At 67.3% G+C, this 23,128-nt stretch carries 23 protein-coding genes; 12 read left to right on the plus strand and 11 right to left on the minus strand.

Annotation, left to right across the window (positions count from 1 at the left end; all coding sequences use genetic code 11):
* Window positions 1-9: 9 nt before the first annotated feature.
* Window positions 10-735 carry an SDR family NAD(P)-dependent oxidoreductase gene (locus ACZ5IK_RS25270; protein ID WP_465489918.1) on the minus strand — a complete coding sequence of 242 codons (726 nt, stop codon included), beginning with the start codon at window positions 733-735 and terminating at the stop codon, window positions 10-12.
* Between the two features lie 95 nt (window positions 736-830).
* Between ACZ5IK_RS25270 and ACZ5IK_RS25275 the strand changes: the two genes are divergently transcribed.
* Window positions 831-1,394 carry a MarR family winged helix-turn-helix transcriptional regulator gene (locus ACZ5IK_RS25275; RefSeq protein ID WP_465489919.1) on the plus strand — a complete coding sequence of 188 codons (564 nt, stop codon included), beginning with the start codon at window positions 831-833 and terminating at the stop codon, window positions 1,392-1,394.
* Window positions 1,395-1,412: 18 nt separating this feature from the next.
* Here ACZ5IK_RS25275 and ACZ5IK_RS25280 read toward each other — a convergent pair whose 3' ends face one another.
* From ACZ5IK_RS25280 to ACZ5IK_RS25310, 7 genes are read right to left on the minus strand one after another with little or no spacing between them, the layout of a single operon-like run.
* On the minus strand, window positions 1,413-2,612 hold the full coding sequence (locus ACZ5IK_RS25280; protein ID WP_465489920.1) for a 3-deoxy-7-phosphoheptulonate synthase: 1,200 nt from the start codon (window positions 2,610-2,612) through the stop codon (window positions 1,413-1,415).
* A 28-nt stretch (window positions 2,613-2,640) separates the two neighbouring features.
* Window positions 2,641-4,044, minus strand: a complete 1,404-nt coding sequence (locus ACZ5IK_RS25285; RefSeq protein WP_465489921.1) for an amidase family protein — start codon at window positions 4,042-4,044, stop codon at window positions 2,641-2,643.
* The gene (locus tag ACZ5IK_RS25290) at window positions 4,044-5,057 is read right to left on the minus strand and encodes a class I adenylate-forming enzyme family protein (protein ID WP_465489922.1); all 1,014 of its coding nucleotides are present in this window, start codon (window positions 5,055-5,057) and stop codon (window positions 4,044-4,046) included. The genes ACZ5IK_RS25285 and ACZ5IK_RS25290 overlap by 1 nt, the downstream gene beginning before the upstream one ends.
* Window positions 5,054-5,356: an acyl carrier protein gene (locus tag ACZ5IK_RS25295; protein WP_101607113.1), complete on the minus strand. Its 303-nt coding sequence runs from the start codon at window positions 5,354-5,356 to the stop codon at window positions 5,054-5,056. Before ACZ5IK_RS25295 ends, ACZ5IK_RS25290 begins: the two co-directional genes overlap by 4 nt.
* An 11-nt stretch (window positions 5,357-5,367) precedes the next feature.
* Entirely contained in the window at window positions 5,368-5,760 is a 393-nt protein-coding gene (locus tag ACZ5IK_RS25300) for a hypothetical protein (RefSeq protein WP_101607114.1), read from the minus strand.
* 26 nt (window positions 5,761-5,786) lie between these two features.
* Window positions 5,787-7,523: a prenyltransferase/squalene oxidase repeat-containing protein gene (locus ACZ5IK_RS25305; protein WP_465489923.1), complete on the minus strand. Its 1,737-nt coding sequence runs from the start codon at window positions 7,521-7,523 to the stop codon at window positions 5,787-5,789.
* Complete coding sequence (locus ACZ5IK_RS25310) at window positions 7,520-8,416, minus strand: phenylacetate--CoA ligase family protein (RefSeq protein ID WP_233224182.1); 897 nt, start codon at window positions 8,414-8,416, stop codon at window positions 7,520-7,522. Before ACZ5IK_RS25310 ends, ACZ5IK_RS25305 begins: the two co-directional genes overlap by 4 nt.
* A gap of 806 nt (window positions 8,417-9,222) precedes the next feature.
* On the opposite strand from ACZ5IK_RS25310, the gene asnB reads away from it, so the two are divergent.
* The 8 genes from asnB (at window position 9,223) to ACZ5IK_RS25350 (ending at window position 16,575) form a co-directional block, all read left to right on the plus strand.
* Window positions 9,223-11,052, plus strand: coding sequence for an asparagine synthase (glutamine-hydrolyzing) (gene asnB, locus ACZ5IK_RS25315; protein WP_465489924.1), 1,830 nt, complete (start codon window positions 9,223-9,225; stop codon window positions 11,050-11,052).
* A gap of 46 nt (window positions 11,053-11,098) precedes the next feature.
* Window positions 11,099-12,163: an ornithine cyclodeaminase gene (locus ACZ5IK_RS25320; RefSeq protein ID WP_465489925.1), complete on the plus strand. Its 1,065-nt coding sequence runs from the start codon at window positions 11,099-11,101 to the stop codon at window positions 12,161-12,163.
* A gap of 69 nt (window positions 12,164-12,232) precedes the next feature.
* A complete protein-coding gene (locus ACZ5IK_RS25325) occupies window positions 12,233-13,246 on the plus strand; it encodes an iron-containing redox enzyme family protein (RefSeq protein WP_465489926.1) in 1,014 nt (337 codons plus the stop codon).
* Entirely contained in the window at window positions 13,246-13,512 is a 267-nt protein-coding gene (locus tag ACZ5IK_RS25330) for a CDGSH iron-sulfur domain-containing protein (RefSeq protein WP_465489927.1), read from the plus strand. Before ACZ5IK_RS25325 ends, ACZ5IK_RS25330 begins: the two co-directional genes overlap by 1 nt.
* 196 nt (window positions 13,513-13,708) lie before the next feature.
* Entirely contained in the window at window positions 13,709-14,719 is a 1,011-nt protein-coding gene (locus ACZ5IK_RS25335) for a pyridoxal-phosphate dependent enzyme (RefSeq protein ID WP_465489928.1), read from the plus strand.
* Between the two features lie 14 nt (window positions 14,720-14,733).
* On the plus strand, window positions 14,734-15,654 hold the full coding sequence (locus tag ACZ5IK_RS25340; protein WP_465489929.1) for an ornithine carbamoyltransferase: 921 nt from the start codon (window positions 14,734-14,736) through the stop codon (window positions 15,652-15,654).
* A gap of 13 nt (window positions 15,655-15,667) precedes the next feature.
* On the plus strand, window positions 15,668-16,309 hold the full coding sequence (locus ACZ5IK_RS25345) for a LysE family translocator (RefSeq protein ID WP_465489930.1): 642 nt from the start codon (window positions 15,668-15,670) through the stop codon (window positions 16,307-16,309).
* Complete coding sequence (locus ACZ5IK_RS25350) at window positions 16,309-16,575, plus strand: hypothetical protein (protein ID WP_465489931.1); 267 nt, start codon at window positions 16,309-16,311, stop codon at window positions 16,573-16,575. Before ACZ5IK_RS25345 ends, ACZ5IK_RS25350 begins: the two co-directional genes overlap by 1 nt.
* A gap of 13 nt (window positions 16,576-16,588) precedes the next feature.
* Here ACZ5IK_RS25350 and ACZ5IK_RS25355 read toward each other — a convergent pair whose 3' ends face one another.
* Both ACZ5IK_RS25355 and ACZ5IK_RS25360 read right to left on the minus strand, forming a co-directional pair.
* Window positions 16,589-17,968 carry a macro domain-containing protein gene (locus ACZ5IK_RS25355; protein WP_465489932.1) on the minus strand — a complete coding sequence of 460 codons (1,380 nt, stop codon included), beginning with the start codon at window positions 17,966-17,968 and terminating at the stop codon, window positions 16,589-16,591.
* 39 nt (window positions 17,969-18,007) lie between these two features.
* Window positions 18,008-18,727 (minus strand): NUDIX hydrolase, encoded by a 720-nt coding sequence (locus ACZ5IK_RS25360; RefSeq protein ID WP_465489933.1) that lies wholly within the window; start codon window positions 18,725-18,727, stop codon window positions 18,008-18,010.
* Window positions 18,728-18,762: 35 nt separating this feature from the next.
* On the opposite strand from ACZ5IK_RS25360, the gene ACZ5IK_RS25365 reads away from it, so the two are divergent.
* Together ACZ5IK_RS25365 and ACZ5IK_RS25370 are read left to right on the plus strand one after the other, a co-directional pair.
* Window positions 18,763-19,896, plus strand: coding sequence for a phosphorylase family protein (locus ACZ5IK_RS25365; protein WP_465489934.1), 1,134 nt, complete (start codon window positions 18,763-18,765; stop codon window positions 19,894-19,896).
* 158 nt (window positions 19,897-20,054) lie between these two features.
* Window positions 20,055-21,515 carry a hypothetical protein gene (locus ACZ5IK_RS25370; RefSeq protein WP_465489935.1) on the plus strand — a complete coding sequence of 487 codons (1,461 nt, stop codon included), beginning with the start codon at window positions 20,055-20,057 and terminating at the stop codon, window positions 21,513-21,515.
* Window positions 21,516-21,550: 35 nt separating this feature from the next.
* On the opposite strand, the gene ACZ5IK_RS25375 is transcribed toward ACZ5IK_RS25370, so the two are convergent.
* On the minus strand, window positions 21,551-21,952 hold the full coding sequence (locus ACZ5IK_RS25375) for a winged helix-turn-helix transcriptional regulator (RefSeq protein WP_465489936.1): 402 nt from the start codon (window positions 21,950-21,952) through the stop codon (window positions 21,551-21,553).
* 89 nt (window positions 21,953-22,041) lie between these two features.
* Between ACZ5IK_RS25375 and ACZ5IK_RS25380 the strand changes: the two genes are divergently transcribed.
* Window positions 22,042-22,899, plus strand: coding sequence for an SDR family oxidoreductase (locus ACZ5IK_RS25380; RefSeq protein ID WP_465489937.1), 858 nt, complete (start codon window positions 22,042-22,044; stop codon window positions 22,897-22,899).
* Window positions 22,900-23,128 lie beyond the last annotated feature (229 nt).

A 23,128-nucleotide genomic window follows, 5' to 3' on the forward strand; every position in this document is an offset into this window, starting at 1 on the left:
CTCGCCTCTTTACCTGGTCGGGTGAGCGCCGCCGTTGACCCCGAGGGTCTGGCCGGTGATGTGCCGGGCGCCGGCGGAAGCGAGGAAGTACACCGTTTCGGCGATGTCGGCGGGGACTCCGGCGCGGCCGGTGCTGGTCGCCTCGACCAGCTGCTCGGCCCGCTCGGCGGGCAGCTTGTCCCGGAAGAACTCGGTCTCGCGGATGTAGCCCGGCGAAACCACGTTCGAGGTGATCTTGCGGGCGCCGAGTTGCTTGGCCAGGTCGACGTTCCACGACGAGAGCCCTGCCTTGGCCGCGCCGTAGGAACCCGCGCCCTGGTCGGCGGCGATGGACCCGATGTGGATCACCGAGCCGCCTTCGGCCAGTTTGCCCTCGGCGGCGGTGGTGGTCAGCACCGCACTGATCAGGTTCGCGTCCAGGTTGGCCCGCCAGTGCGCGAGGACCCCGGCGAGCCCGTCCTGCTCGGGGAGATCGAAGTCGGTGTTGCCGCCCGCGTTGTTGACCAGCACGTCGATCGGTCCGTCCAGCCCGACCAACGCGGCGGTCACCTGATCGGGATCGGTGCAGTCGCAGACGAGCGGCCGGACCGACGAACCCAGCTCGGCCGCGGTCGCGACCAGCACTTCCTTCCGTCGCCCGGTGATGTACACGACGGCGTCCGACGCGGCGAACCTCGCCGCCACGGACCTGCCGATGCCAGTGCCCCCGCCGGTGACCAAAATTGTCCGAATCATCTAGCCTTCCTTCGTGTCAGCTGGTTTAGACTCACGTTTAGACCTAAATGATAGGCTGTGTGCCGTGCAGCCGACAACCGAGGTGGAGGTCTGGGATGACTGCAGCGTCCGGGAAAGACCCCACGCTGGACGCCGCGGACGACATCGAAGCGGCTTGGAAACGCGAGCGTCCTGGCACGTCGACCGAGTCCATCGGCATCGTGACTCGCGTGTGGCAGCTGGCGAAGCTGTTCGGTGAGGATCGCCGTCGGGTGCTGCTCGACTCCGACGTCGATTCGGCCACCTTGGACCTGCTCAGCATGCTCCGGCGCAGCTCCCCGCCGTACTCGCTGACGACCAGGGAGCTGGCCAGGCTGACCCTGGTCACCGCGGGAGCGATCTCACAGCGGGTGGCTCGGGCGGAACGCGAGGGGCTGGTCGAGCGGCACACCGAGCCACCGGGCCGCAGCGTGTACGTGACGCTGACCCCGGCCGGGCACGCTCTGGTGGAGCAAACCGTCGATCGGGTGCTCGCGAGGGAACTCGAACTGATCTCAGGGCTGAGCACCGAGCAGCGAAGCGAGCTCGCTTCGCTGCTGCGGGTGCTCCTCGGTGAGGTCCAGACGCGATGCAACGATCACGGTGTTTCGCACGTCGGCGATGTCGGTTCGGCGTTGTGAGCCCGCTACGGGGCGGGCTCACAACATCCGGGTGAAATGCCGGACGACATGCTGCGCCTGAATCGGGTTCAGCCGGGGATCGCAGGCGGACTCGTACCGGTTGAATTCGAGCGAGCCGGACAGGTCGGCCATCGTGTCCACGCATTCGGTCACCGGGTCGGGGCTCACCTCGAGGTGGAGGCCGCCCGGGTGGACCCGCTGCTCGCGCAGGATCCGGCAGAAGTGCCCGATCTCGTCCTGGATTTCCGTCACCACCCGGGTCTTCTGCCCGGTCACGGTCTTCCTGGTGTTGCCGTGCATGGGGTCGCTGAGCCAGGCCACCTCACCCGCCCGCGTGCCGAGTGCGGCCACCAGCGCGGGGAGCCGGTCCGCGATCTTTTCCGCGCCCATGCGGATGATGAGGGTCAGCCTGCCCCGGCGGTGCCCGGTGGCCAGCCGGTCGACGATGGCGATCAGCTCTTCCGGCGTCGCGGTCGGGCCGATCTTCACTCCGACGGGGTTGTTGATCTGCTCGGCGAGCGCGAGATGCGCGTGATCGAGCTGCCGGGTGCGCTCACCGATCCACACCATGTGGGCCGAGGAGGCGTAGGTGCCGCCGCGGGCCGGGTCCGGCCTGAGCAGCGCTCGCTCGAAGTCCAGCAGCAGGGCTTCGTGGCTGATGTAGGTCGGCGCCAGCATCGAACTGATCCCGCTGTCGCCTTCCGAAAGGAGCAGCTGCCGCATGAACAGCGCGTCCAGGCCGTTCGCCGCGAGGTCGTAGGCGGTCAGCATGCGCGCCGGATCGGCCCGCCTGGCCGTGGCGGTGGGATTCAGGCCGTTCACCGCGTCGCCGCGGTAGACCGGGATCTCCGTGCCGTCCGGCAGGGTTTCCGTGGCGCAGGAACGAGGTTTGGCGAACTGCCCGGCGAAGCGGCCGATCCGGACGGCCGGTATCCCGGCGAATTCGGCGGTGTCGCAGAGATGGTGCAACTGGGAGGCCTTGGCCTGGACCCGGTGCCGCTCCGAGTCGGAGAACAGCTCGGCACAGTCGCCCGCCTGGATCACCACGGCCTCACCGCGGGCGACGAACTCGAGTTCGCCTGCCAGCGCGTGACAGGAGTGCGCGTCGACGAGCGGTGGCCTGCCGAGCAGTTCGCTCCGGACCGCGGCCAGTTCGCCGGGGGTGGACCATTCGGGCTGGTGGGCGGCGGCGATTTCCAGTACTGCGTGGGGGATCATCGCGGTCTCCTGGTGGGGTGGTGGGGCGTCACGCGGGGCGGAGGGCGGGTGTTCCCAGCCGGAGCTGCACCCGCCGGGCCAGGTCGATCAGCCGTTCTTCGCTGCCGGGCGGTCCGACGATCTGCACGCCGAGCGGCGCGCGGTTCACCGGGCTGAGCCTGGCCGGCACGGCGATGGCGGGCAGTCCGGCGAAACTGGCGATCGGGGTGTAGCCGATCCGCCGGTCGTAGTCGGCTTCGCCGGGGGCCGGAATGGTGGTGGCGACCGGGCGGCTGGTCCGCAGATCGGGTGGGGGAGAGGGATCCAGCGGCAGCAACCAGACGTGCGTGCGGTCGTCGAAACGGGCGGCGTTCTCCTGACGGCAGGAGAACATCGCGTCGAGGATCTCCGCGTAGTGGCTGTCGCTCACCCGTGCGCCGACTTCCAGCGCCTGCTCGGTGCTCGCGTGCAACGGCACGGTGATCCAGTGCCGCCAGAGCCGGTAGCCGTCCCACGCCTGCCGGGCGCAGAGCTGCCAGGCGTCGCCACGGCGTTGCCAGAGGTCGTCCGACACCCTCCGGTCGTTCACCTCGTGGCCGTCCTCGGCCAGCGCGGCGCTGACCAGATCCAGCGTTTCCAGCATCTCGGGACCGCACGAGCCTTCCCGGACGTTGGTGGGCACACCGATGCGATAGCGGGCGGGCAACGGCTGTCCGGTGTCGCCGAGCAGGGTGCGCAAACCCAAGCGCTGCCACAGGAACGCGAGGTCCTCGGCCGTGCGCGCCACCCAGCCGACCGCGTCCATCGGCGGTGACAAAGGGAAGATGCCGCGCAGCAGCCCGGGATCGTGCGTCATCCGCAGCCCGACGGTGCCGCAGTGCCCGGCGGGCCACCGCACCGAACCGAGGACGTCCGTGCCCATCGCGAGATCGCAGAGATCGGCCGCGACGGCGACCCCCGCACCGGTACTCGACCCCGCGGGGTCGATGTGCGGGAAATAGGGATTCACGCAGCCGGAGCCGACGCCGATGTTCAGCTCGGTGCTCACGACCTTGCCGATCACCAGGTCCTCGACACCGTCGAGCCGGGAGAGCGCCGACGCCGACGCCGCCGGGTGATGCCGGTAATGGCGCAGGCCCAAGGAAGTGGGCAGACCGGCGACGTCGATGGTGTCCTTGACGCCGACCCGGATCAGCGGCGTACCCGATTCCGGCTTCCGCCGCGTGGTGACCGCCCGGTAGCGGGCATCGGCCACGGAGTACCAGGTTTCGTTCTGCTCGGCCCATTTCCGGTCGTCCCACTCGCCCCGATCGTGCAGGTCGCACCGCTGCGCGAGCGGCAGTTCGAGCAGATCGGGCCGGACCGGGCGATCGTCGGGATAGGTGATTCCCGCGTTCTCGATGTAGCCGGTCATCGACGTGGCGGGATCGGAGTGGAGCGGGCGGGCCGTCATCAGCTCGCTCCTTCCAGTGCCACACGGGGTTCCTGTTGCGTGAGCGCGTACAGGGCGGTGACGGCGATCTTCCCGGTCGCGGTCCGCGGGATGCGCCGGACCTGGTGCATCGCCCGCGGTGGGGTGAAGTCGTGCATGACCGACCGCAACCGGGCGAAGATCTGCTGGCGGGAGAGGTCCCGGTCGAGGCTGTAGAACAGTTCGTAGTGCTCGGCGCGGACGGGATCGTGCACGGGCAGGCAGGCCACGTCCAGACCGTCGACCGAATTCCGCAGCGCGGTCGCGAGTTCTTCCAGGTTCACCCGCGCCCCGTTCACCTTGATCAGGGCCGAGGCCCGCCCCTTGAACTCGAAGGACCGGCCGTCGCGGTGGATCACGTCGGGCAGCCGCCACGATTCCGGTTTGAACGCCATGTCGCTGCGGCGGGCCAGCCGCGGGCTCCGGATGTGCAGCCACTGTCCCGGACTTTCGCCGGGATCGGCGAACTCGACGTCGGGCAGGAGCTGCCAGCGTCCCGCGTCGACGCCCGGCGGCGTGATCTCCCGGTGCGCGATCCCGCCGGTTTCGGTGGACCCGAACAGCTCGAAGGCGCGGAAACCGGTGCCGGACAACGCGTCCAGCACCTCACCGGTGGCCTGCACCGTCGGCCCGGTCCCGTGCAGCGCGACCGCCGAGGGCAGCGCCTTGAGCTGGCCGAGCAGATGACGCAGCAGCAGCCAGCTGGACGGCAGGCAGACGAACAGCGTCCGCTTCTTCTCCACCTCGGGCGGCAATCCGGCGGGCGCGTGGGTGAGATGGTGCACGGGAACGCCGCGCAGCTCCGGCAGGATCTGCGCGAACAGCTTGCCGAACAGATGCTCCACGGGGGCGAAGCTGACGATCTGCTCGATCTCGCCGACGAGCTCGCTCGCGATCAGCTCGGCTTCGGCGCGGAGTTGTTCCGGAGTACGAAGCCACACGGTGGGCGAACCCGTGTGCCCGGACGTGCGGAACTCGACTTCCCGCGCCGTCACCGGGGCCCTCCGAACGCGGCCTGGTCTTCCAGTTGGGCGTGCACGAACTCGGCGATGCGATCCATCTGCGCGAAGGTGTAGCGGACGTCGTGCTCGACGAAGTCGACCTCGATGCCGAACTCCTTCTCCATCGCGGTGACGCATTCCATCGCGCCGAGGCTGTCGTAGCGGTCGCCGAGCGTTTCCGGGAGCGGTGCGTCGGCGGGCAGGTCGTCGATCTCCGGACCGAACAGACCGGCCAGCACAGCCCGGGTCCGGGTCCGGAGGGAGTCGAGGGTGGGCACGGAAGATACGGTCATCGGTTTCCCCTTCAGGTGGCGTCCGCGCGACGAAGTCGTCCCTGAACGCCGAAGTACACGGATTCCTTGGGCGTGGGCCGGAACTCCAGGTAGAGGAAGGGAGTCCCGGCGGTCATTCCGAGCGCGTCGGCGAGAACGGCGGCCAGCTCTTCGTAGAAGGCCTCGTCTCGCCCGACGGACACGCAGCAGACGACACTGGCGTGGTGCAGTCCTTCGTCCTCTTGGGGAAGGGCTTCGATCGGCAGGCCGCCGACGAACACCGTGCCCTCCTCGGTCCGCTCGAACCGCACGACCACATGCCTGCGGTCGCTGTCGTGGTCGGCGAACCAGCGGGTCAGCCGGACGGCGATGGCCCGGCGTTCGGTGGTGGACAGCGCCATGGTGCGAATGGTGATGGTGGGCATGGTTTCCCCAGAATGGAAGGGTTCCCTCAGGACAGGGTGAGTGCGGGCAGTTCCGCCCGGTGCCCCGCGATGCGGTCGCGGAGCAGTACGCCGAGGCAGTCGGCCAGCGCTCCGCCGCCGGTCGGGGTGAGCGGTGTCCACGCGGTGCCGTCCGGACGCCCGATCCGGTCGAGGAAGACGGCCAGCCGGGAGAAGTCGACGGGGATCCGCTGGCGGTCCGCGGTCACCACCGCTTCGTAGGTGCTCAGCAGATCCGGCATGCGCGAACCCTCGTTGGCGAAGCCGCCACCGGTCACCCGGTGCTGGTCGAGCAAGATCGAGAGTTCGCCGGGCGTGGTCTGGCCCAGTTCGTCCCGGATCCGCAACGCCTGCAGCCCGGCGCGGAGCGTGGGAGGTGCCTCCGGCACGTGCCGGTAACCCAGCACGTCACGGCACCCCAGGACGAATTCCGCCAGCCGCGCGGGATCCAGCGCCTCGGAAAGCGGAATCCCGAGCAGCCGCAAGGTCTCCACCGCCGCCGCGGTGGAGACCAGATCCGATCCGCGGCCTTCCCAGTAGCCGAAACCACCGTCGGGATTCTGCAGTTCGCCCAACCAGTTCGCGATCTCGCGAGGCGCGGTGGGATCGGCGCCCGCCGCGCCCGCGGCGACGGCCCACAGTGTGCACCGCACTTCGCTGCCCCGGGCGGGCATGTACATGATCCCGCCCTCGTTCGGCAGCCGGCACCCGGCCAGCCAGGTACGCCACTGGCTTTGTCGCGGGTCTTCGGGCGCTGACATCATCGCGGTCGCCGCGGTGCTCAGCGCGTCTCCGGCTCGATCGGGTTCGCGATAGGTGAAGCCGCCGCCGGCACAGGACATCGCGTGCAGCCTGCGCAGCACCGGACCGGCGTGCCTCTCGGTGTCCGCGCCCATGGCCCGCAACGAACCGATGGCGCAGAACGAGGCCCAGACGTCGGCCACGTCGTAACCGGCCCATCGGACGAACGAGCCATCGGCCAACCGGCGGTCCAGGACCCAATCGACGCAGCGCTGCTTCTCCGCCGGGCCCGAGCCCAGCGTTTCGAGAGCGGCTGTCGCTCGATAAGTGGCCCACATGCACGGGGTATCGGCCGACGGGCCGAACCGGAAACCGCCTTCGGCCTGTTGCTGCTCCCGCATCCAGCGGACCAGCGCGGGACCGTCCCACGGAAGCGCCAAATCCGGATCAGTGGCTCGCAGCGCCCGCCAGGACATCACTCCGTAGAAGCAGGCCCGGACGTCGGAAGCCGTGGTCGCGGCGTGCTCCGGCGACCAGCCGAGGCCGCCGTCCGGCGCCTGCAGCGCGCGCAGCCAGGTCAGCAGGCGACCACGGTCCGGCGGGTCGTCGTGACACAGTTCGACCATGGTGCGCACCGAAAAGTGCGTGGCCCACACATCGGGGGCTTGGCCGGGCAGCATCGCGTACGCGTCGCCGGACCAGGTGCGGTGCAGCCAGTCCCGCGTCGAGCCGAGCTTGGGGATCTCGGCGCCGAGTTCGGCCATCGCCTGGGTGCAGTAGAACGTCGCCCACGCGTCGGACGCCATTCCCTTGCTCCAGGCGTAGCCGCCATCACTGTTGCGGCGACTGCGCAGGTAATCGACGGTGGCCGCGCTACCGGGCAGTTCGCCGGTCCGACCCAGCCACGCGGCCGTGCGGACCGCGGCGTAGGTGCACCACAGGTCTGCTTCACCGGTGGTGACGGCCGTCCCGACCGGCGCGTGGGGCGCCAGGTGCGCGATCATCCGCCCGCTCCCACGACCCGGAAGTTGGATCGCTTCCAGCTCTTCTGCGAAGCACCGCTCTTGGTGCTCGCGGGCAGCTGGTTGACGAAGAGCACCTCGTCCCATTCCAGGCCGAGCACTTCGCGGGAGGAATGCTGGAGCCGGTCGGCCATCGTGGCCTCGCCGGTCCGGTCCCAGTGCACGTCCCGTTCCAGGATCAACCGGGCGAACGCGCCCGGCGCGTCGGTCTCCATCAGGTAGCCGGTCGCCTCGGTCTCGCCGTAGACCACTTCTTCGACCGCTCGCACGGTGAGTTTCGCGCCGCGGACGGCCACGGCGTCGGAACTGCGCCCGACGACCTCGATCACCGGGGCGCGGTCGCCGCAGTCGCAGCGGGCGCCCAACCGCACGTCGTCCCCCGTGTCCAGCCTCAGCACGCACCGGGCGTGCAGGTTGAGCGGGGTGACCACGAGTCGTCCGGCGCCGGATTCCGGCAGTGGACGGACGGTTCCGTCGTCATCGGCGAGCTCGAAGTAGTTGGTCGCGGTCAGCAGGTGCAACCGGTCCCTGGCGCAACCGGCGGCCAGGGTGCCGGTCTCCGTGCTCCCGTAACTCGCGTCCAGCGCGGAGGCACCCCACCATCGGCCGAGGCGGGTCCGGAACGGCGCGGTGCTGACCTCGCCGAGCAGCATCAGCCGGTTCACGCCGGCACTCAGTTCCGCCAAAAGCCCGCGTTGTTTGATCAGCCTGCTGAACTGCAGTGCCACCCCGGGAGCGGCGAAAACGACGGTCGGCCGGAAGGTCTGACACAGTCCTATCAGCCGGTCCCAGTCGGAGATCCCGGTGGCGAACGGATAGGCCCTGGCATGCGGCCGCCCGAGGTACTCGCAGACACCGACGATAAGATCGGCCACCGGAACGATGTCCGAGGGAAGCATAATCAATACGCGTTCATTTTCCGGCAACAGATCGCGCCAGGCTTCTGCCACCGAAACGGTGTTCCAGATTATGTCCTCCGCCAGTCGCGGAGTCGGCGTCGGTAGCCCGGTGGTGCCGGTTGTTTCATAATATTTCGACGCCGCGTCAACTGGGGAAGCCAGGAATTCAGAAGGTTTTTTCTTGAGGTGCTGCTTACTGGTGGTACCGAGTGCTTCGAACCTGGCGAAGGAGTACTCCGGAAGGTCGGCGTAGGCTTCGGTGCGGCAGGCTCGTTGCCATGTGTCGGCGAGTTTCCGCAGGTAGAAGCCCTTGCTGGGCATTTTTCGCTGCTGGTCGCAGATCTCGTCGCCTGCCTGGTTCAGCAGGCGCAAGCGATCGCTGCTATTGATGATCAAGGATAATTCCCTCCCCAGGAAATAGACTAAGGTCTATGATCTTCTTGAGGCCCCCGGCTATTCAATCGGAGCAAGTTTAGCACTAAACCTCGATACGTCGCAAGTTGTCCGACGAGACAACGACGTTCGTATCATTCGCGACTGACGTCACTCTGGTGGCGGTACGGGCCCTGTCGGGCGCTGACGTACAGTCCTCGACCAGATGAATTACCGGCAGTCGTTGGCGTGCGTTCGTCTGCACTATATCGCCGCCATGGTCGGTGAAACACCCCCTTCCGTGCGCCTGGTCGCGAGTCAATAGCACGTGTCGTGAGGGTGTACGGCTCGTCGGTGCAGCGTAAGAGCCCATCAAGCAGACCCAGCATGCCTCTAAGACAGGGAGCGTCATGTGCGGAATCGCAGGCTGGATCAATCTCGAGCATCCCATCGGGTGGAAGGAAGCGGACCTCGAACGCATGACCCGGACGCTCGCCCGCCGCGGCCCGGACGACGAAGGGCTGTGGACTGATCGGCACGTGGGACTCGGCCACCGCCGGCTCGCCATCCTCGACGTGCAGCGGGGTGTGCAGCCGATGGTCACGGGTCCGCCGGACCGGCCGCATGCCGTGCTCTGCTACAGCGGCGAGGTGTACAACTTCCGCGAGTTGAGGGCGGAACTGGCCGGGCGCGGGCACATCTTCCGGACCCACGGCGACACCGAAGTGGTGCTCAACGCCTACCTGGAGTGGGGCGAGAGCTTCGTCGAGCGGCTGAGCGGGATGTTCGCCTTCGCGTTGTGGGATCCGCGCGAACGGAAGCTGCTCCTGGTCCGCGACCGGCTGGGCATCAAACCTCTTTACCACGCCCGGCTCGGCGAAGCGGTGCTGTTCGCTTCCGAGCCGAAGGCGGTGCTGGCCCACCCGGAGTTCACCGCCCGGCTGGATCACCAGGGGCTCGCCGATCTGCTGGGGCTCATCAAGACTCCCGGCGTGACCCCGTTCCACGACCTGTTCGAGGTGCCGCCCGGGCACGTCCTCACCATCGACGACAACGGCAGCCACCTGACCCGGTACTGGAGTTTGCCGACCACTCCGCACGAGGACGACATCGCGGAGACGGTGAGCCACGTCCGCGAACTGCTCTTCGACACCGTGCGACGGCAGCTGATCACCGACGTTCCGTTGTGCACCCTGCTTTCCGGCGGTCTGGACTCGAGTGTGCTGACAGCCATGGCCACGGAAATCCTCGACAGCACGGGAGAAGGCCCGGTCCGCTCGTTCTCCGTCGACTTCGTCGGCAGCGCGGACCACTTCCGCGCCAGCGACTTCCGGCCCGAACGGGACAATCCGTACGCCCTCCTGGTCGCCGAACACCTCGGCACGGCACACCGGACCATCGAACTGCCGGAAGACGCCCTCATCGAGGACGGCAACCGGGACGTCGTCCTCGGCGCGCACGACCTTCCGCTCACCTTCGGCGACGTCGACACCTCGCTGTACCTTCTCTTCTCGGCCATTCGCGACAAATCGACCGTCGCGCTCTCCGGTGAGTCCGCGGACGAGGTCTTCGGCGGGTACAACTGGTTCCACGACCCGAAGGTCGTCGGCACCGCGGACTTTCCCTGGCTCAGCACCATGCAGTTCGTCCCCGAGGGGATGCTGACCGCCGAGTTCCGTGAGCACACCCGATTCGGGGAGTACCGGGCCGACAGCTACCAGCAGGCGATCGGCGAAGTCGAGTACCTGCCGGGAGAAGACGCGCAGGACCGGCGGATGCGCGAGTTCAGCCACCTGCATCTCACGCGCTGGCTGCAAGTCCTGCTGGATCGCAAGGACCGGCTCAGCATGGCCGCCGGTCTCGAGGTGCGGGTGCCGTTCTGCGATCACCGGCTGGTCGAGTACGTGCACAACATCCCGTGGAAGATCAAGACCTACGACGGCCGGGAAAAGAGCGTTCTCCGTGGCGCGGCGGCCGGTCTGCTGCCCGATTCGGTGCTGAGCCGGAAAAAGAGTCCGTATCCCACCACCGGCAACACCCGGTACGAACAGGATCTGCGCCGCCGGGTCGGCACCCTCCTGGCGGAGAACCGGTCTCCGGCACTGGAGGTCGTCGACCCTGGCGCCCTCCGCGAGCTGCTGAGCAGGCCCGACGGCTACTTCGACACCCAGCTCCGGCGCAATCCGCTGGAAACCGTCTTGAGTCTCGCGCAGTGGTACCAGGGCCAATGGAACTCGTGATCACCGCGTCCGGCGACCCGGGTCGCCCGAACGAACCGGAGGAATGATGGAGAACCTGTGGCTCGCCGACGTGCTCGCGAAGCCGGTGCCGGAGTCGGTGCGGTTCCTCAGCCGCGCCGACGTCGTGGAGTGCCTGGCCACGGTCGACGTCGTGGGCGCGGTCAAGGGCGCGCTGCTGAGCCATCACCACGGCCGGACGATCCTGCCCGGTGAGGCCTATCTGTCCTGGACCAATCGGCTCGGCGCCTACAGCCGGTCGATCGGCATGCCGGGTGCGGTGCTGGAGCAGGGATCCGAAGGCGCCTACGGCATGAAAATCATCAATGCCAGTGTGTCGAACCCGGAGTTCGGCCTGGAACGGGCCGGTGGCCTGGGTCTCTGCTTCGACGCGCAGACCGCCAGGGTGACCGCGGTGATGGAGGTCGGCGTGCTCAGCGCCGTGCGGACGGCCGCCGTGACCGCGATCGCCGTCGAGGCTGTCGGGTACGGCGCGGCTCGTTCGCTGGCCGCCGTCGGATGTGGAACCCAGGCGCGTGTGCATCTCGCGCTGCTCCTCGCGCGATGCCCGGAGCTCAGCCGGATCACGCTGTACGACGTGCGACAGCCGGTGGCCGAGAGCCTGGCCGCTGAGCTCGCCCTGCGGCACCCGGAAGTCTCGTTCTCCGTCGCCTCCACGCCGGCCGATGCGATGGCAGACGCCGAGGTGGCGTTGTTCTTGACCACCGTGGCCGAAGGCTACGTCCAGCCGGAGTGGGTGCGACCCGGATCGCTCCTGGTCAACGTCTCGCTCGGCGACCTCACCGACGAGGTCCTGGTCGGCGCCTCCGCCCTCGTCGTCGACGACCTTCAGCTGATCATCGAGAATCCCCGGCGGCCGTTGGGCCGTCTGATCAACGACGGGCGAATCGCGGCGAAGGCCGATGAGGGCCTGCCCTCGGTCACCGCGACGATCGGCGAGCTGCTCGTCGGCGACACGACCGTCCAGAGGTCCGACGCCGGCTACGTCGTCGTGAATCCTTTCGGGCTCGGCATTCTCGACGTGGCACTGTTCGGCGCGGTGCTGCGCCAGGCGAGCGGTGCGGGCGTCGGGCGGATTCTGGAGCTCAATTGAGCCGGGCGCTCGCCGTCCGGCGAAAGTTTCACTGTTGACCATTCACCGTCTTTGATTCAGGGAGTTCAGGTGCGGTTGCCCAACCATCGCGGTCCGGTGAGCGAGATCCTTGTCGGTATTTTTCAGCGCCCGCCGGAGAGTGACGACAAGTCCGTCTTGGAGGCCATTTCGGCGACCGAGGTGGAGGCCATCTCCGACGAGGACCTGCAACTGAGTTTGTTCTTGTGTTACGGACCCCAGTACTGCCTCTTCGGAGAGACCGCGCAATATTGGGAGTGGGACGCCTCTCTGGTCGAGTTGCGCAAGCGGCTCGAAACCCGCTTCGCCCGCGAGCTCGGCGAAATCGCCGGCCCGCTCCCGGAGGTGGACGTGGAGAAGCTTCCCGAGTTCCTGATGGAACTAGGGAAACCGAGCCCGGGGCGGTCTCTCTCGCGCTACATCAAGCAAGAGGCCTCCATGGCGCAGTTCCAGGAGTTCCTCATGCACCGGTCCGTCTACAGCCTCATGGAAGCGGACCACCACAGCCTCGTCATCCCGCGGGTGCGCGGCGGCGGAAAACCGGCACTGGTGGAGATCCAGGCCGACGAGTACGGCGGCGGGATCCCGGGCCGCCTGCACTCCCAGTTGTTCGAACTGACCCTGGCCGAGCTCGGCATGCTCACCGAATTCGGCTCGTATTTCGAGGATGTCCCGGCCTGTTCACTGGAGACGGTGAACGTGATATCCTATTTCGGAACATACGGGCGTCACCGGGGTGCGCTGCTCGGAAACCTGGCGCTCACGGAAATCGGCTCGCATTATGTGAACCGGAATTTCCGGAACGGCCTGCAGCGGTTGAACGGGTCGGACGATTCGTGGCTGTTCTTCCAAGAGCACATCGTGGCCGACGCCGTCCACGAACAGCTCGCCGCCTATGACATGTGCGGCAAATTCGTGCGGGAGAACCCGCGGGAGTTGTCCGATCTGGTCTTCGGCGCAGTCGTGACGGCCGAACTGGGCGCACGGGCCAACGAGAACATGCTGTCGGCCTGGGAACGTGGCGAATCCTCCCTCCGCGGCAAGACGTCCGTGGCGGCGAGCTGATGGACGGCCGGGAGCCGGCAGGGGACACCAGCGCCGGGCCGGTGGTGCAGAAGCACGCTCCGGCCACGGTCGTGGTGTGCCAAGACGGGCCGATCATCATCCGCGGAGACTACGACCTGCGCAGCCAAACCGACGAGCCGATAGATCCACAGCGCAAGACCATCGCCATCTGCCGTTGCGGACGTTCCTTGATGAAGCCGTTCTGCGATGGCAGCCATATCTGGGCGAGGAACGGTGGCCATGGAGACCGGTCGGACCGGACGTAGTGACGGTGCCTGTGCTAGGGCGTGTTTCATAAGCCCTGTTCGCGGTCTTCGCGCCCAGGCGGCCCCTGACGGCACGGGCGGACACGGCCGAGTACGACCCGGTACGAGGCCGATCCGCCCGCACCGCCAGGAACCACCTGGATCACGAAGCCCATCGAACAGACTTATGAAACACGCCCCAGGGGAGGAAAAGACGGTGCTGGTTGAACTGCACGGCCCTGTGCCGGGTAGAACACCGATGGTGAAGGCGGTGGTGGGCTATCACGGCAGAACGACGAATCTCTGGTTGAAACTGGAACAGGAAAACCCGTTCGGGTCCATCAAGGACAGAGTGGCGTACTCCTTGCTCGGCACGATCTTCGAGACGGGACTGCTCTGCGGTGGGATCATCGAGTCGACGTCCGGAAATCTCGGGATCGCGTTGGCCAGGTACTCCCAGATCTGCGGCGTGGAGTTCACGGCCGTCGTCGACCCGCGGACGTCGCGCATGCTCGTGCGGCAGATGCGGAGCGCGGACGCGAAGATCGTGGAAGTGACGAATCCCGACGAGACAGGCGGATTCCTGCTCTCCCGGCTGGCCTACATCCGCGACCGGATGGCGGTCGAGGACACGCTCGTGTGGCCGAACCAGTACGAGAACCCGGCCAACCCTCGTGCCCACACCGAAGGGACGGCACCGGAGATCCACTCCGCCATTCCCTCCGACGATCTCGACGTCTTCCTGGGCGTGTCGACGGGCGGGACCATGCGCGGGTTCACGGACTACGTCACGCGCAACAGGCTGCCGTGGCGGTGTATCGCGGTGGACGAAGTGGGATCGATCGCGCTCGGCGGCCCGCCTGCGACCCGCAGCCTCAACGGAATCGGCGCGAGCCGGAGCTCGTCCTTCGTCTCCGGGCGTGACTGCCCGAACGTGCGGGTGACCGCGCGCGACGCGGTGGCCGCGTGCGACTGGGTCGCGAGTGAGCTGGGCGTCCGTGTCGGCGGCAGCTCGGGGGCCACCGTGGCAGGGGCGCTGAGATGGATGCGCGAGGGTTTCGGCGCCGAGCACATGGTCGTCGTCTGCCCTGACGGCGGCGAACGCTACGAGGACACGATCTATTCACAGAACTGGCGTCGAGCGAAGGACCTGACCGCGAGAGCGGATCTGGAATTTCCGGAAGTGCGCTCGACGAGTGTCGTGGACAATTCGCTGATTTTGACCTGAGGACGGAGGATCGCATGGTTGGCTTTCTCTCTCTCGACGATGTCGACCCCGGCGAGCTGCACGAAATCGTCGGCAGGTCGGTCGACGTGCTCGCCCGGCCGGAGCGGTGGGAACAACGGCTGTCCGGCAAGGTGATCGGAACCTACTTCGCCAAGACGTCCACTCGCACGAGGACAGCGTTCACGACGGCCGCGTTGCGGCTCGGGGCTTCGGTCGTCCCGTACGGCCCCGCCGATCTTCAGCTCAACACCGGGGAGTCCCTGCACGACACCGGCCGGATGTTCGGCGTGATGCTCGACGGCCTGGTCATGCGCACCGCGGGCCCGCTCGAAGACATGCGGCTCGTGGCTCGCAGCGGCGACCTTCCCGTCGTCAACGCGATGGCCGCGCAAGAGCATCCGACCCAGGGCGTTTGCGACGCGGCGTCGATGCTCCGGCACTTCGGCGGTGTGGACGGTTTGTCCGTGCTGTACGTCGGTGAAGGCAACAACACGGCTGTGGCACTCGGAAAGATCCTGAGCACTTATCGTGGTGTCACGGTGGTTTTCGCCACCCCGAAGGGATACGGGCTCGATGCCACGCTGCTCCGTTCGCTGCAGGAAAAGGCGGCGGCTTCGGGCTCCCGGATCGTCGAGACCCACGACCTCGATGCGGTCGACGTAACGGTCGACGTCGTTTACACGACTCGCTGGCAGACCACTGGTACGGCGAAACCGAGTGCGGATTGGCGGGAGGACTTCCGGCCGTTCTATGTGGACGACGCGGTGATGTCCCGCTGGCCGGACGCGGTCTTCATGCACGACCTGCCGGCGCACCGCGGCGACGAGGTCAAGGGTTCGGTGCTCGACGGAGACCGTTCGATCGCCTGGGAACAGGCACGGATGAAGTACGGCAGTGCGGTCGCCATTCTGGAATGGGTCTACCGCGATTTCTAGTAGCAGCTTGCAAGTGAACAACGGGGGAGTTTTGACGACACTTACACTTCTTTCTTTCACAGCCGCGGCGGCGGTCGTCGTCATCGTGCCGGGGCCGGACCAGGCGTTGCTGCTCCAGACGAGCGCCGCGTCCGGACGCCCGGCGGCGGTGCGCGCCGCAGGAGGAGTGCTGCTCGGCATCGTCCTGTGGGGTATCGCCTCGGTGGTGGGGTTGTCCGCGCTGCTGGCCAACGGCAGCGTCGCCTTTCTGGTCGTCTCCGTGATCGGCGCGGCCTATCTGATCTGGCTCGGGATCAACGCCTTGCGTTCCGCGATGTCGGCCGCGGCGGGCGCCGCTCCGATACGCGACGCTCGCGGGAAGACGGGGTTCTTCATGCGCGGACTGCTCATGAATTGCCTCAATCCGAAGATCGGCCTGTTCTACCTGTCGATTCTTCCGCAGTTCCTCCCGGGCTCGGCGACGCCGGCCGTGGGCGACGAGCTCGTGCTCTTCGCCATCTACGTCACGGTGAGCGCCCTGTGGTTGTTCGGATTCGCGTTCGCGGCCGGAAGTCTCCATCCGATTTTGAACCGGCCGCGGGTCAAAAGATCGTTGGACTCGGTGGTAGGAGTGATTCTGGTGGGACTAGGCGTCATGGCTCTGGTGGGAGTGTGATGAACGGCCAAGTGGACACACTCGTCGAAACGGGCTGCGCGGTAGAGCGGGCTCTCGACGCCGTCGAGCAGGCCCGGGGCGAGCTGCGACTATCCGGTGATCCCTTGATGGCCGCGGTGGACAGCGCGCTCACCTGTGCGGTTTCCCTGATCGAGCTCCGGGAGCGCGGAACGGACTGCGACATCGACAGTCTGCACAAGGCCCTGGCCGCGGCGCGGGCTTTGGTCGGCGAAGTCACCTTCGCCGTTCGCGACAGCTATCCGTGAGCCGGTTCCGGCTTCACACCGGCTCAGGCACCCACAGCCACGCGGACGCGGTGAATTCCTTCACCGCGACCTCGACGCGCCGGAACCGGGCGGTGGCCTCGAAGTCTCCCGGCTGGAAGACGGCGGAGTACACCTGGTCCGACGCGAGCACGACGAGGTCGCGGTCCGGCTCGTCGATGACGGCCTGGCGCAGGGGAGGGGCGTCGATCATCCTGGCGAGGTCGACGACGAGCGGGCCGGTGTAGCCGGTCGTCCCGCTGTGGCCGAGGAGCCCCAGCGTCACGGCCATGCGCAGCCTGATCCGGTCTTCATGGAGCCGGTTGTCCTCGGCGAGCCGCCGAGCGGTCGCCTCGACGAGATCGGTCAGCATTCGGGAGGGGTCCGCGTCACTCGGAAGGTAGACCGAGGCGCCGTCGCCGTGCCATCGATGGTCGATCTGGTCGAGGTCGGTGCCGGCGTCGGCCAGAGTCCGGCGCAGCAAGGCCGGAATCCGATGCTCCAGCCTCTCGCGGCCGGTGGTGGAGCGGCCACCGAAACCGACCACGTCGATGGTGAGCCCGATCCGCAGTGTCTTGCGCACCTGACGATACGGAGGCGTGGTCATCGCCGCCGTGAGGGCCGGTTCGCCGAGGTGCCCCTCCGGGCCGGGTGGCAAGGGCCACAGACTCGCGCGGTCGCAGGCTTTCCGGCAAGCGGCCAGATCGACGTCGGTGTACGCGAGCAGGTACACGGCCGTGATCGCCGAAGCGGGCGTGGCGGTGAAGTAGTCGATGGTCGCGCCGACCAGAGCCCGGGCGGTGGACGCGGGGTCGCCACCGCCCTGTCCCGCGCCCAGCAAGGGGAACAGCACGGACCGCACCGGCGTGGGATCGGTGACGCCGTCGATCGCGGCGAGCACCGCGGTGACGCATCGGCCGACGTCGCGAATCTGGCGATAACCGCCGCCGGGCTCACCTTGTACCGCGGCCGAATGCGCCACATAGCGGACTCCGAACCGGGCCAAGTCACCCGGTCCGGTGATGATTGCCGTTCCGGCGGGCACGGGGCGTCGTGGGCCGACGCGGCGTTCGAGTTCATCGGCGACGACATCGGCGGTGATCCGTCCCGCGGTGTCCCGACAGGCGCCTTCGTAACGGATGATCGCCGAGACGGACAGTTCGTCGACGCGGGACATCCGCATCGCGGTGTTCTCCGGGTTGACCCACAGCTGGGCGCAGTGTGTCCGGCGCAGGTCGCCGGTGACGATGCCGAGGTGGCGCTCCGGCCCAGCCTGCCGCACGCGGTACAGGGAGATCTCGACGGCGTCGAGGACCCGCGGGCTCCGTGGCCGTGCCGGGCGAGTGCTCCACCACAGGACAGCGGCCATCGCCAGGCAGATGATGGTGATCGTCACGGCCGCCGCCATCTCGGTCTCACCCCGAAGCGTGGTCGGTCACGGCTTCGAAACGCGCAGGATGGGCGGGTGCATGACCACGGCGTCGCCCCGGCGATAGAGGGCGGCAGGGCGTCCGCCGTCGCGGGTGGTCCGCTCGCCGGTGGCGACGAGGAAACCGTCGACGCCGGTGACCTTGCGGTGGAAGTTGCGGGGGTCGATCTTGTGGCCCCAGACGGTTTCGTACACATGGCGCAGTTCGCTGATGGTGAAGGGGGAAGCGCAGAAGGCGGCGCCGAGAGTAGTGTATTCGAGTTTGCCGCGGGCCCGGTCGACGGCGTCGGCGATGATCGATCGGTGGTCGAAGGCCACGGTCGTGCTGTCGCCGAGCACGGCGTCGACCGGGGTCCACCGAGCCATCCGCGCGTCCCCGCCCGCGGTGGGCAGGGGAAGATCCGGTACGACGGCGAGATAGCAGACGGTCACCACGCGGCCGCGTGGATCCCGTTCGGGTGCACCATAAGTACGCATCTGCTCCAGATGCAGCGTATTCGCATCGAGTCCGGTTTCCTCGGCCAATTCGCGTGCGGCCGCGACGTCGAGATCTTCCCGCTCGGAGGCGATGAATCCGCCGGGCAGGGCGAACTTCCCACGGAAGGGGGCGATGGCGCGCTCGATGAGCAGGATCTGCAGTTCGTCGTCGCGGACGGTCAGGACCGCGAGATCCACGGCCACCGCCACCTTCGGTATCTTCCAGGAATCCTTGGACTTCGGGGGCACGGCCGAACTCTATCTTCTCGTCAGCTTGACGCCAAGTGATCCTCGTCCTATCATCGCCTAATATCGTCAGATTGACTAAAAGGGGTCGTATCCTTGATGAGGACATTGTGGTCGATTCGGCTCCGCTCGCCGTTGTCCTGACGGCCATACCCGTCGAGTACGAAGCGATGCGAGAACATCTGCTCGACGTTCGGGAACAGGTCCACCCCGCCGGCACGATCTTCGCCCTCGGCCGCTTGAGAAGCGGGCCGTGGCGAATAGCCCTCGCCAGGACAGGGCAGGGAAACTCGTCCGCGGCGGCCCTGGCGGAGCGCGCGATTTCGTTCTACCGGCCGGATATGGCGCTGTTCGTCGGGGTGGCGGGCCGGCTGCACCTCGACCTCGCGCTCGGCGATGTGGTGGTGGCCAAGAAGATCTACGCGATCCACAGTGGCATGGAGAACGACACCGGATTTCAGCCCCGCCCCGTCACCTGGCAGCTCGACCACGGTCATCTCCAGCGGGCGGAACGGGTCGCCGGAAGCGGTTCCTGGCGAAACGCGCGTCCCGACAGACGGCGGGCCGAGGCGAGAGCGGTTGTGCGCGCGCTCGCCTCCGGCGAAGTCGTCCTGGATTCGGCCGAGTCGTCACTCGCGCGATTGTGCAAGAAGCATTACGACGACGCCGCGGCGATCGAAATGGAGGGGTCCGGGGCGGCGGTCGCGGGCCATTTGAACGATTCGCTGCCGATGGTGGTCATCCGGGGGATCAGCGACTACGCCGACGGCCGGAAGGAAGCGACCGACCGCACCGGCTGGCAGGAACAGGCGTCGTGTAACGCCGCCGCGTTCGCCGTGACCCTGTTGAAGGAATTCAGTCCCGTCCGCTGGGCCGCGTCCCAAGCGTCCGCTCGGGCGATGGAGGCGGACCTGCTGTCCGGAAGCGTCGAAGAGCAGATCACGGCCGCGGACGCGCTGGGCAGCGGCCGTTTCGAAAACGCCGTACCGGTGCTGCGGCGAGGATTCCTGGAGACCTTCGATCCCGATGTGAGCCTTCGGATCATCGTGGCACTGGGGCGGCTGGGTACCTCCGCCGCGCAGGAAGCCCTCAAAACTCTGAATCCACGCTATCCGATCGAGCGGCTCGCGATCCGGGACGCTCTTGACGCGTGGCAGGAGCCATTCGAATAAAGGAGATTCACTCCATGGAACACCGAATCCGGGCACGGAGGACGAAAGTCGTCGTCGCGACGGCGATCCTTCTCTGCACCGGAACAACCGGGTGCGGCGCTCCTGCGGAGCCGCCTCAGGCGGAACCCGCGTGTCTGAGAGACAAGACGCCGTACTCAGTGGGCCCGGACACCTATGCCGAGGTCGGGAAACCCGGCGCCACCAAGGGAAACAGCCGCCCCTTCGTGGTCGTGTTCGACGAGCAGCACGCGTCGCGGATCGGGCAGGTGGAAATCGCCATGATGCTCAACCGCCTGTACCACTCCGCCAATCTGCGGAATCTTGCGGTGGAGGGAGGCGTCATCGAAAAGCCCCGGCCGGATCTCGCCTGGTTCGCCGCGAAACCGGACCCTCGGCACCGGACCGCCGTGGCATTGCAGTTACTGAGGCAAGGCGAGGTCAGCGCCGCGGAGTTCGCGGCGATGGCTCTGCCCGGCTTTCAGTTGCAGCCGATCGAACACGCGTCCGAGCACGATATCGAGCTGTCGACCTCGGCCACCCGCGCCTACACCTCGTATCTGGTGGCCATCGCCGTGCTGTCCATGACGGACGGCCAGGCCACGCAAGCGGAAGCGCTCCTCAAGCAGGACAAGAAAGAGGAGGCGATCAAGTTCATCATCAGCTCGAGCCCGTGGACCAAGGAACGGCATGAGCTCTTGGAACGGAAAACGCCCGTGGTGTCCACCGGGGAGATGCAGCGGCTCGGCGCCGAACTCGAGGAGAAGGCCGCCCAAGTCGGTGCCGACGTCTCGGAGTACCGCAAAGACCTCCAGGCCGCCCGGAACTTCTTCGAGGTGTCCACCCGGCGGAGTTCCACGATGGCCGAGGTGACGGCCGGAATCGCGACGGTGCGCGTGGGTGAGTGCGCGCCGATCGCCATGAACGTCGGCGCGGCTCACTCCGACGAGATCACGAGCCTGCTCAGCCAGAAGAACATGTCCTACGCCGTGGTCTCGCCGACCTCGCTGGAAACCGGCACGAGTCTCGGAAACGGCAGCCTGTCCATGCCCGCCTACGATCGCAAGCTGAACGGCCGTTCGGTCGATCCGGCGGGTGGTGTCGGGGCGTTCTTGGACGGACGACGCAAACCACCACCGGCCAGTCAAGCCGCATGGTTCAAGATCAAAGCCGAGATAGCCTACGCCTCCGCCGTCATTGCCCGCGCGGCGGCAGGATCAGTCCCGAAGCCGCCTTTCGGTCTCGACCAGCGCCAGCTGGGCCTGGCCGGATCGGGGCCGGAGGCGGCGTCCATCTCCATCGACCTCTCCACGATCACCGTGGTGCCGGTAGAAGAGAACGGAGTCAAGCGAAACGACGTCGTCTTCCAGGTCAACCTGCCCCAGCAAAAGGGACTGTGGATTCGAACGGGTGTCGTCTCGCGGAAGGCCGACGAGTCGCCGAGCGAGGGCACCTTGCAGCAAAGCCTCGAACAGGCGCTCAAAAAGATGCGCGAGGACCTGAAGAAGGAACCTCTTGCCGACGACGCGGCACAACCGAAGGTGAGCGAGATCGTCCCCGGCATCAAAGTCGCGGTCGCGACCTCCAAGGAAGGCGCCTTGGGCGCGAATATGGCCGGCTGACGGAGAAAGATGAACCTCCACTGAGGACACTGTCCTCAGTGGAGGCTCGCCTTCGCGGTGTCGTATTCCTCACGTGCCTTCTGGACGGCACTCAAACGCCGGTCGGTCCACCGGGCGAGGCCGCAGATCTGGTCCGCGGCCTCATTGCCGAGGTCGGTGAGGGAGTAGTCGACCCGGGGCGGGATCACGGGTTTGGCGTCGCGGTGGACCAGCCCGTCCCGTTCCAAGGTCTGGAGGGTCTGGGCGAGCATCTTCTCGCTGACCTTGCCGATCTGACGGCGCAGCTCGTTGAAGCGGTAGGGACGGTCCAGGAGCGCGATGAGGACGAGCGTGCCCCACCGGCTGGTGAGGTGTTCGAGTACGAGGCGCTGGGGGCACATCGTGTCGCCGCCGGCGAGCCGGACGCGGTCCACGAGCGACATCTCACTTACGTCCATGCCAGTACCTTACTTCAAGGTGGGTACTTCCCAAAGGAGAGTGTGCGGGTCAAGGTTGGTGAACCGACCTTGAAGGAGAAAGTACGAGCATGAGCATCGTCGTCACCGGCGCCACCGGAAGCCTCGGCCGATTTGTCCTCGAGGGCTTGTTGGAGAAGGTCCCGGCCGGGCAGATCACCGCCGTCGTCCGCAGCAGGGAGAAAGCGGCCGCCTTCGCCGCCCGAGGCGTGCGGATCGCGATCGCCGACTACAACGACCCCGAGACCTTCGACGGCCTGTTCGCCGCGGGCGACAAGGTGCTCCTCATTTCCGGCACCGAGTTCGACAAGGGCCGCGTCGGGCAGCACAAGATCGTCCTCGACGCCGCGCGTGCCGCCGGAGTCGCGCTGTTCGCGTACACCAGCGCGCCCGGCGCTCTGACCGCCGCGCTCGCGGACGACCACCGGGGCACCGAGGCCGCGATCCTCGAGTCCGGTCTGCCGTATGTGTTCCTGCGCAATGGTTGGTACAACGAGAACTACACCGAGCGGCTCGCCCCGATGCTCCAGACCTCCACCGTCACCCAGGCCGCCGGCGAAGGCCGCGTGGCCTCCGCTGCCCGGGCCGACTACGCCGCCGCCGCGGTCGCGGTGCTCACCGGTGAGGGTCACGAGAACACGGCGTACGAGCTCAGCGGCGACACCGCCTGGGGTTTCGCCGAGCTCGCGGCCGAGTTGAGCAGGCAGACCGGCGGTGAAATCGTCTACAAGCCCGTTTCGGTGGACGCCTTCTCTGACATCCTGACCGGCCACGCCGGGCTCCCCGCGCCGATCGCCGCGCTCCTGACCGGTATGGAGGTGGCCATCGAGAAGGGCGAACTGGCGGGCACCGACGGCGAACTCGGCCGCCTGATCGGCAGGCCCACCACACCGATCGCCGACTCGATCGCCCTCGCGCTGAAGGAGTGACCGGGTGGCTTCTCGGTCGTGAGTGGCGTTTCGGGTTATTGAGGGGTAAGTCAAATGTGGCGGGGGCAGGCTCCCCCGAGAGACCTGAGGAGCCTTGACTGTCCTTAAGGGACACTTTTCACGGTGCAGTTGCGCGGTTTGGGCGCTTTGCGTGCTTCGTGACGGGGGGTCGTGAGTGGCAAAGAGGGTTAGAACCAGCATTGCCACTCACGACCCCCGTCGCAAAGCG

The sequence above is a fragment of the Amycolatopsis sp. NPDC031561 genome, from assembly GCF_055580625.1.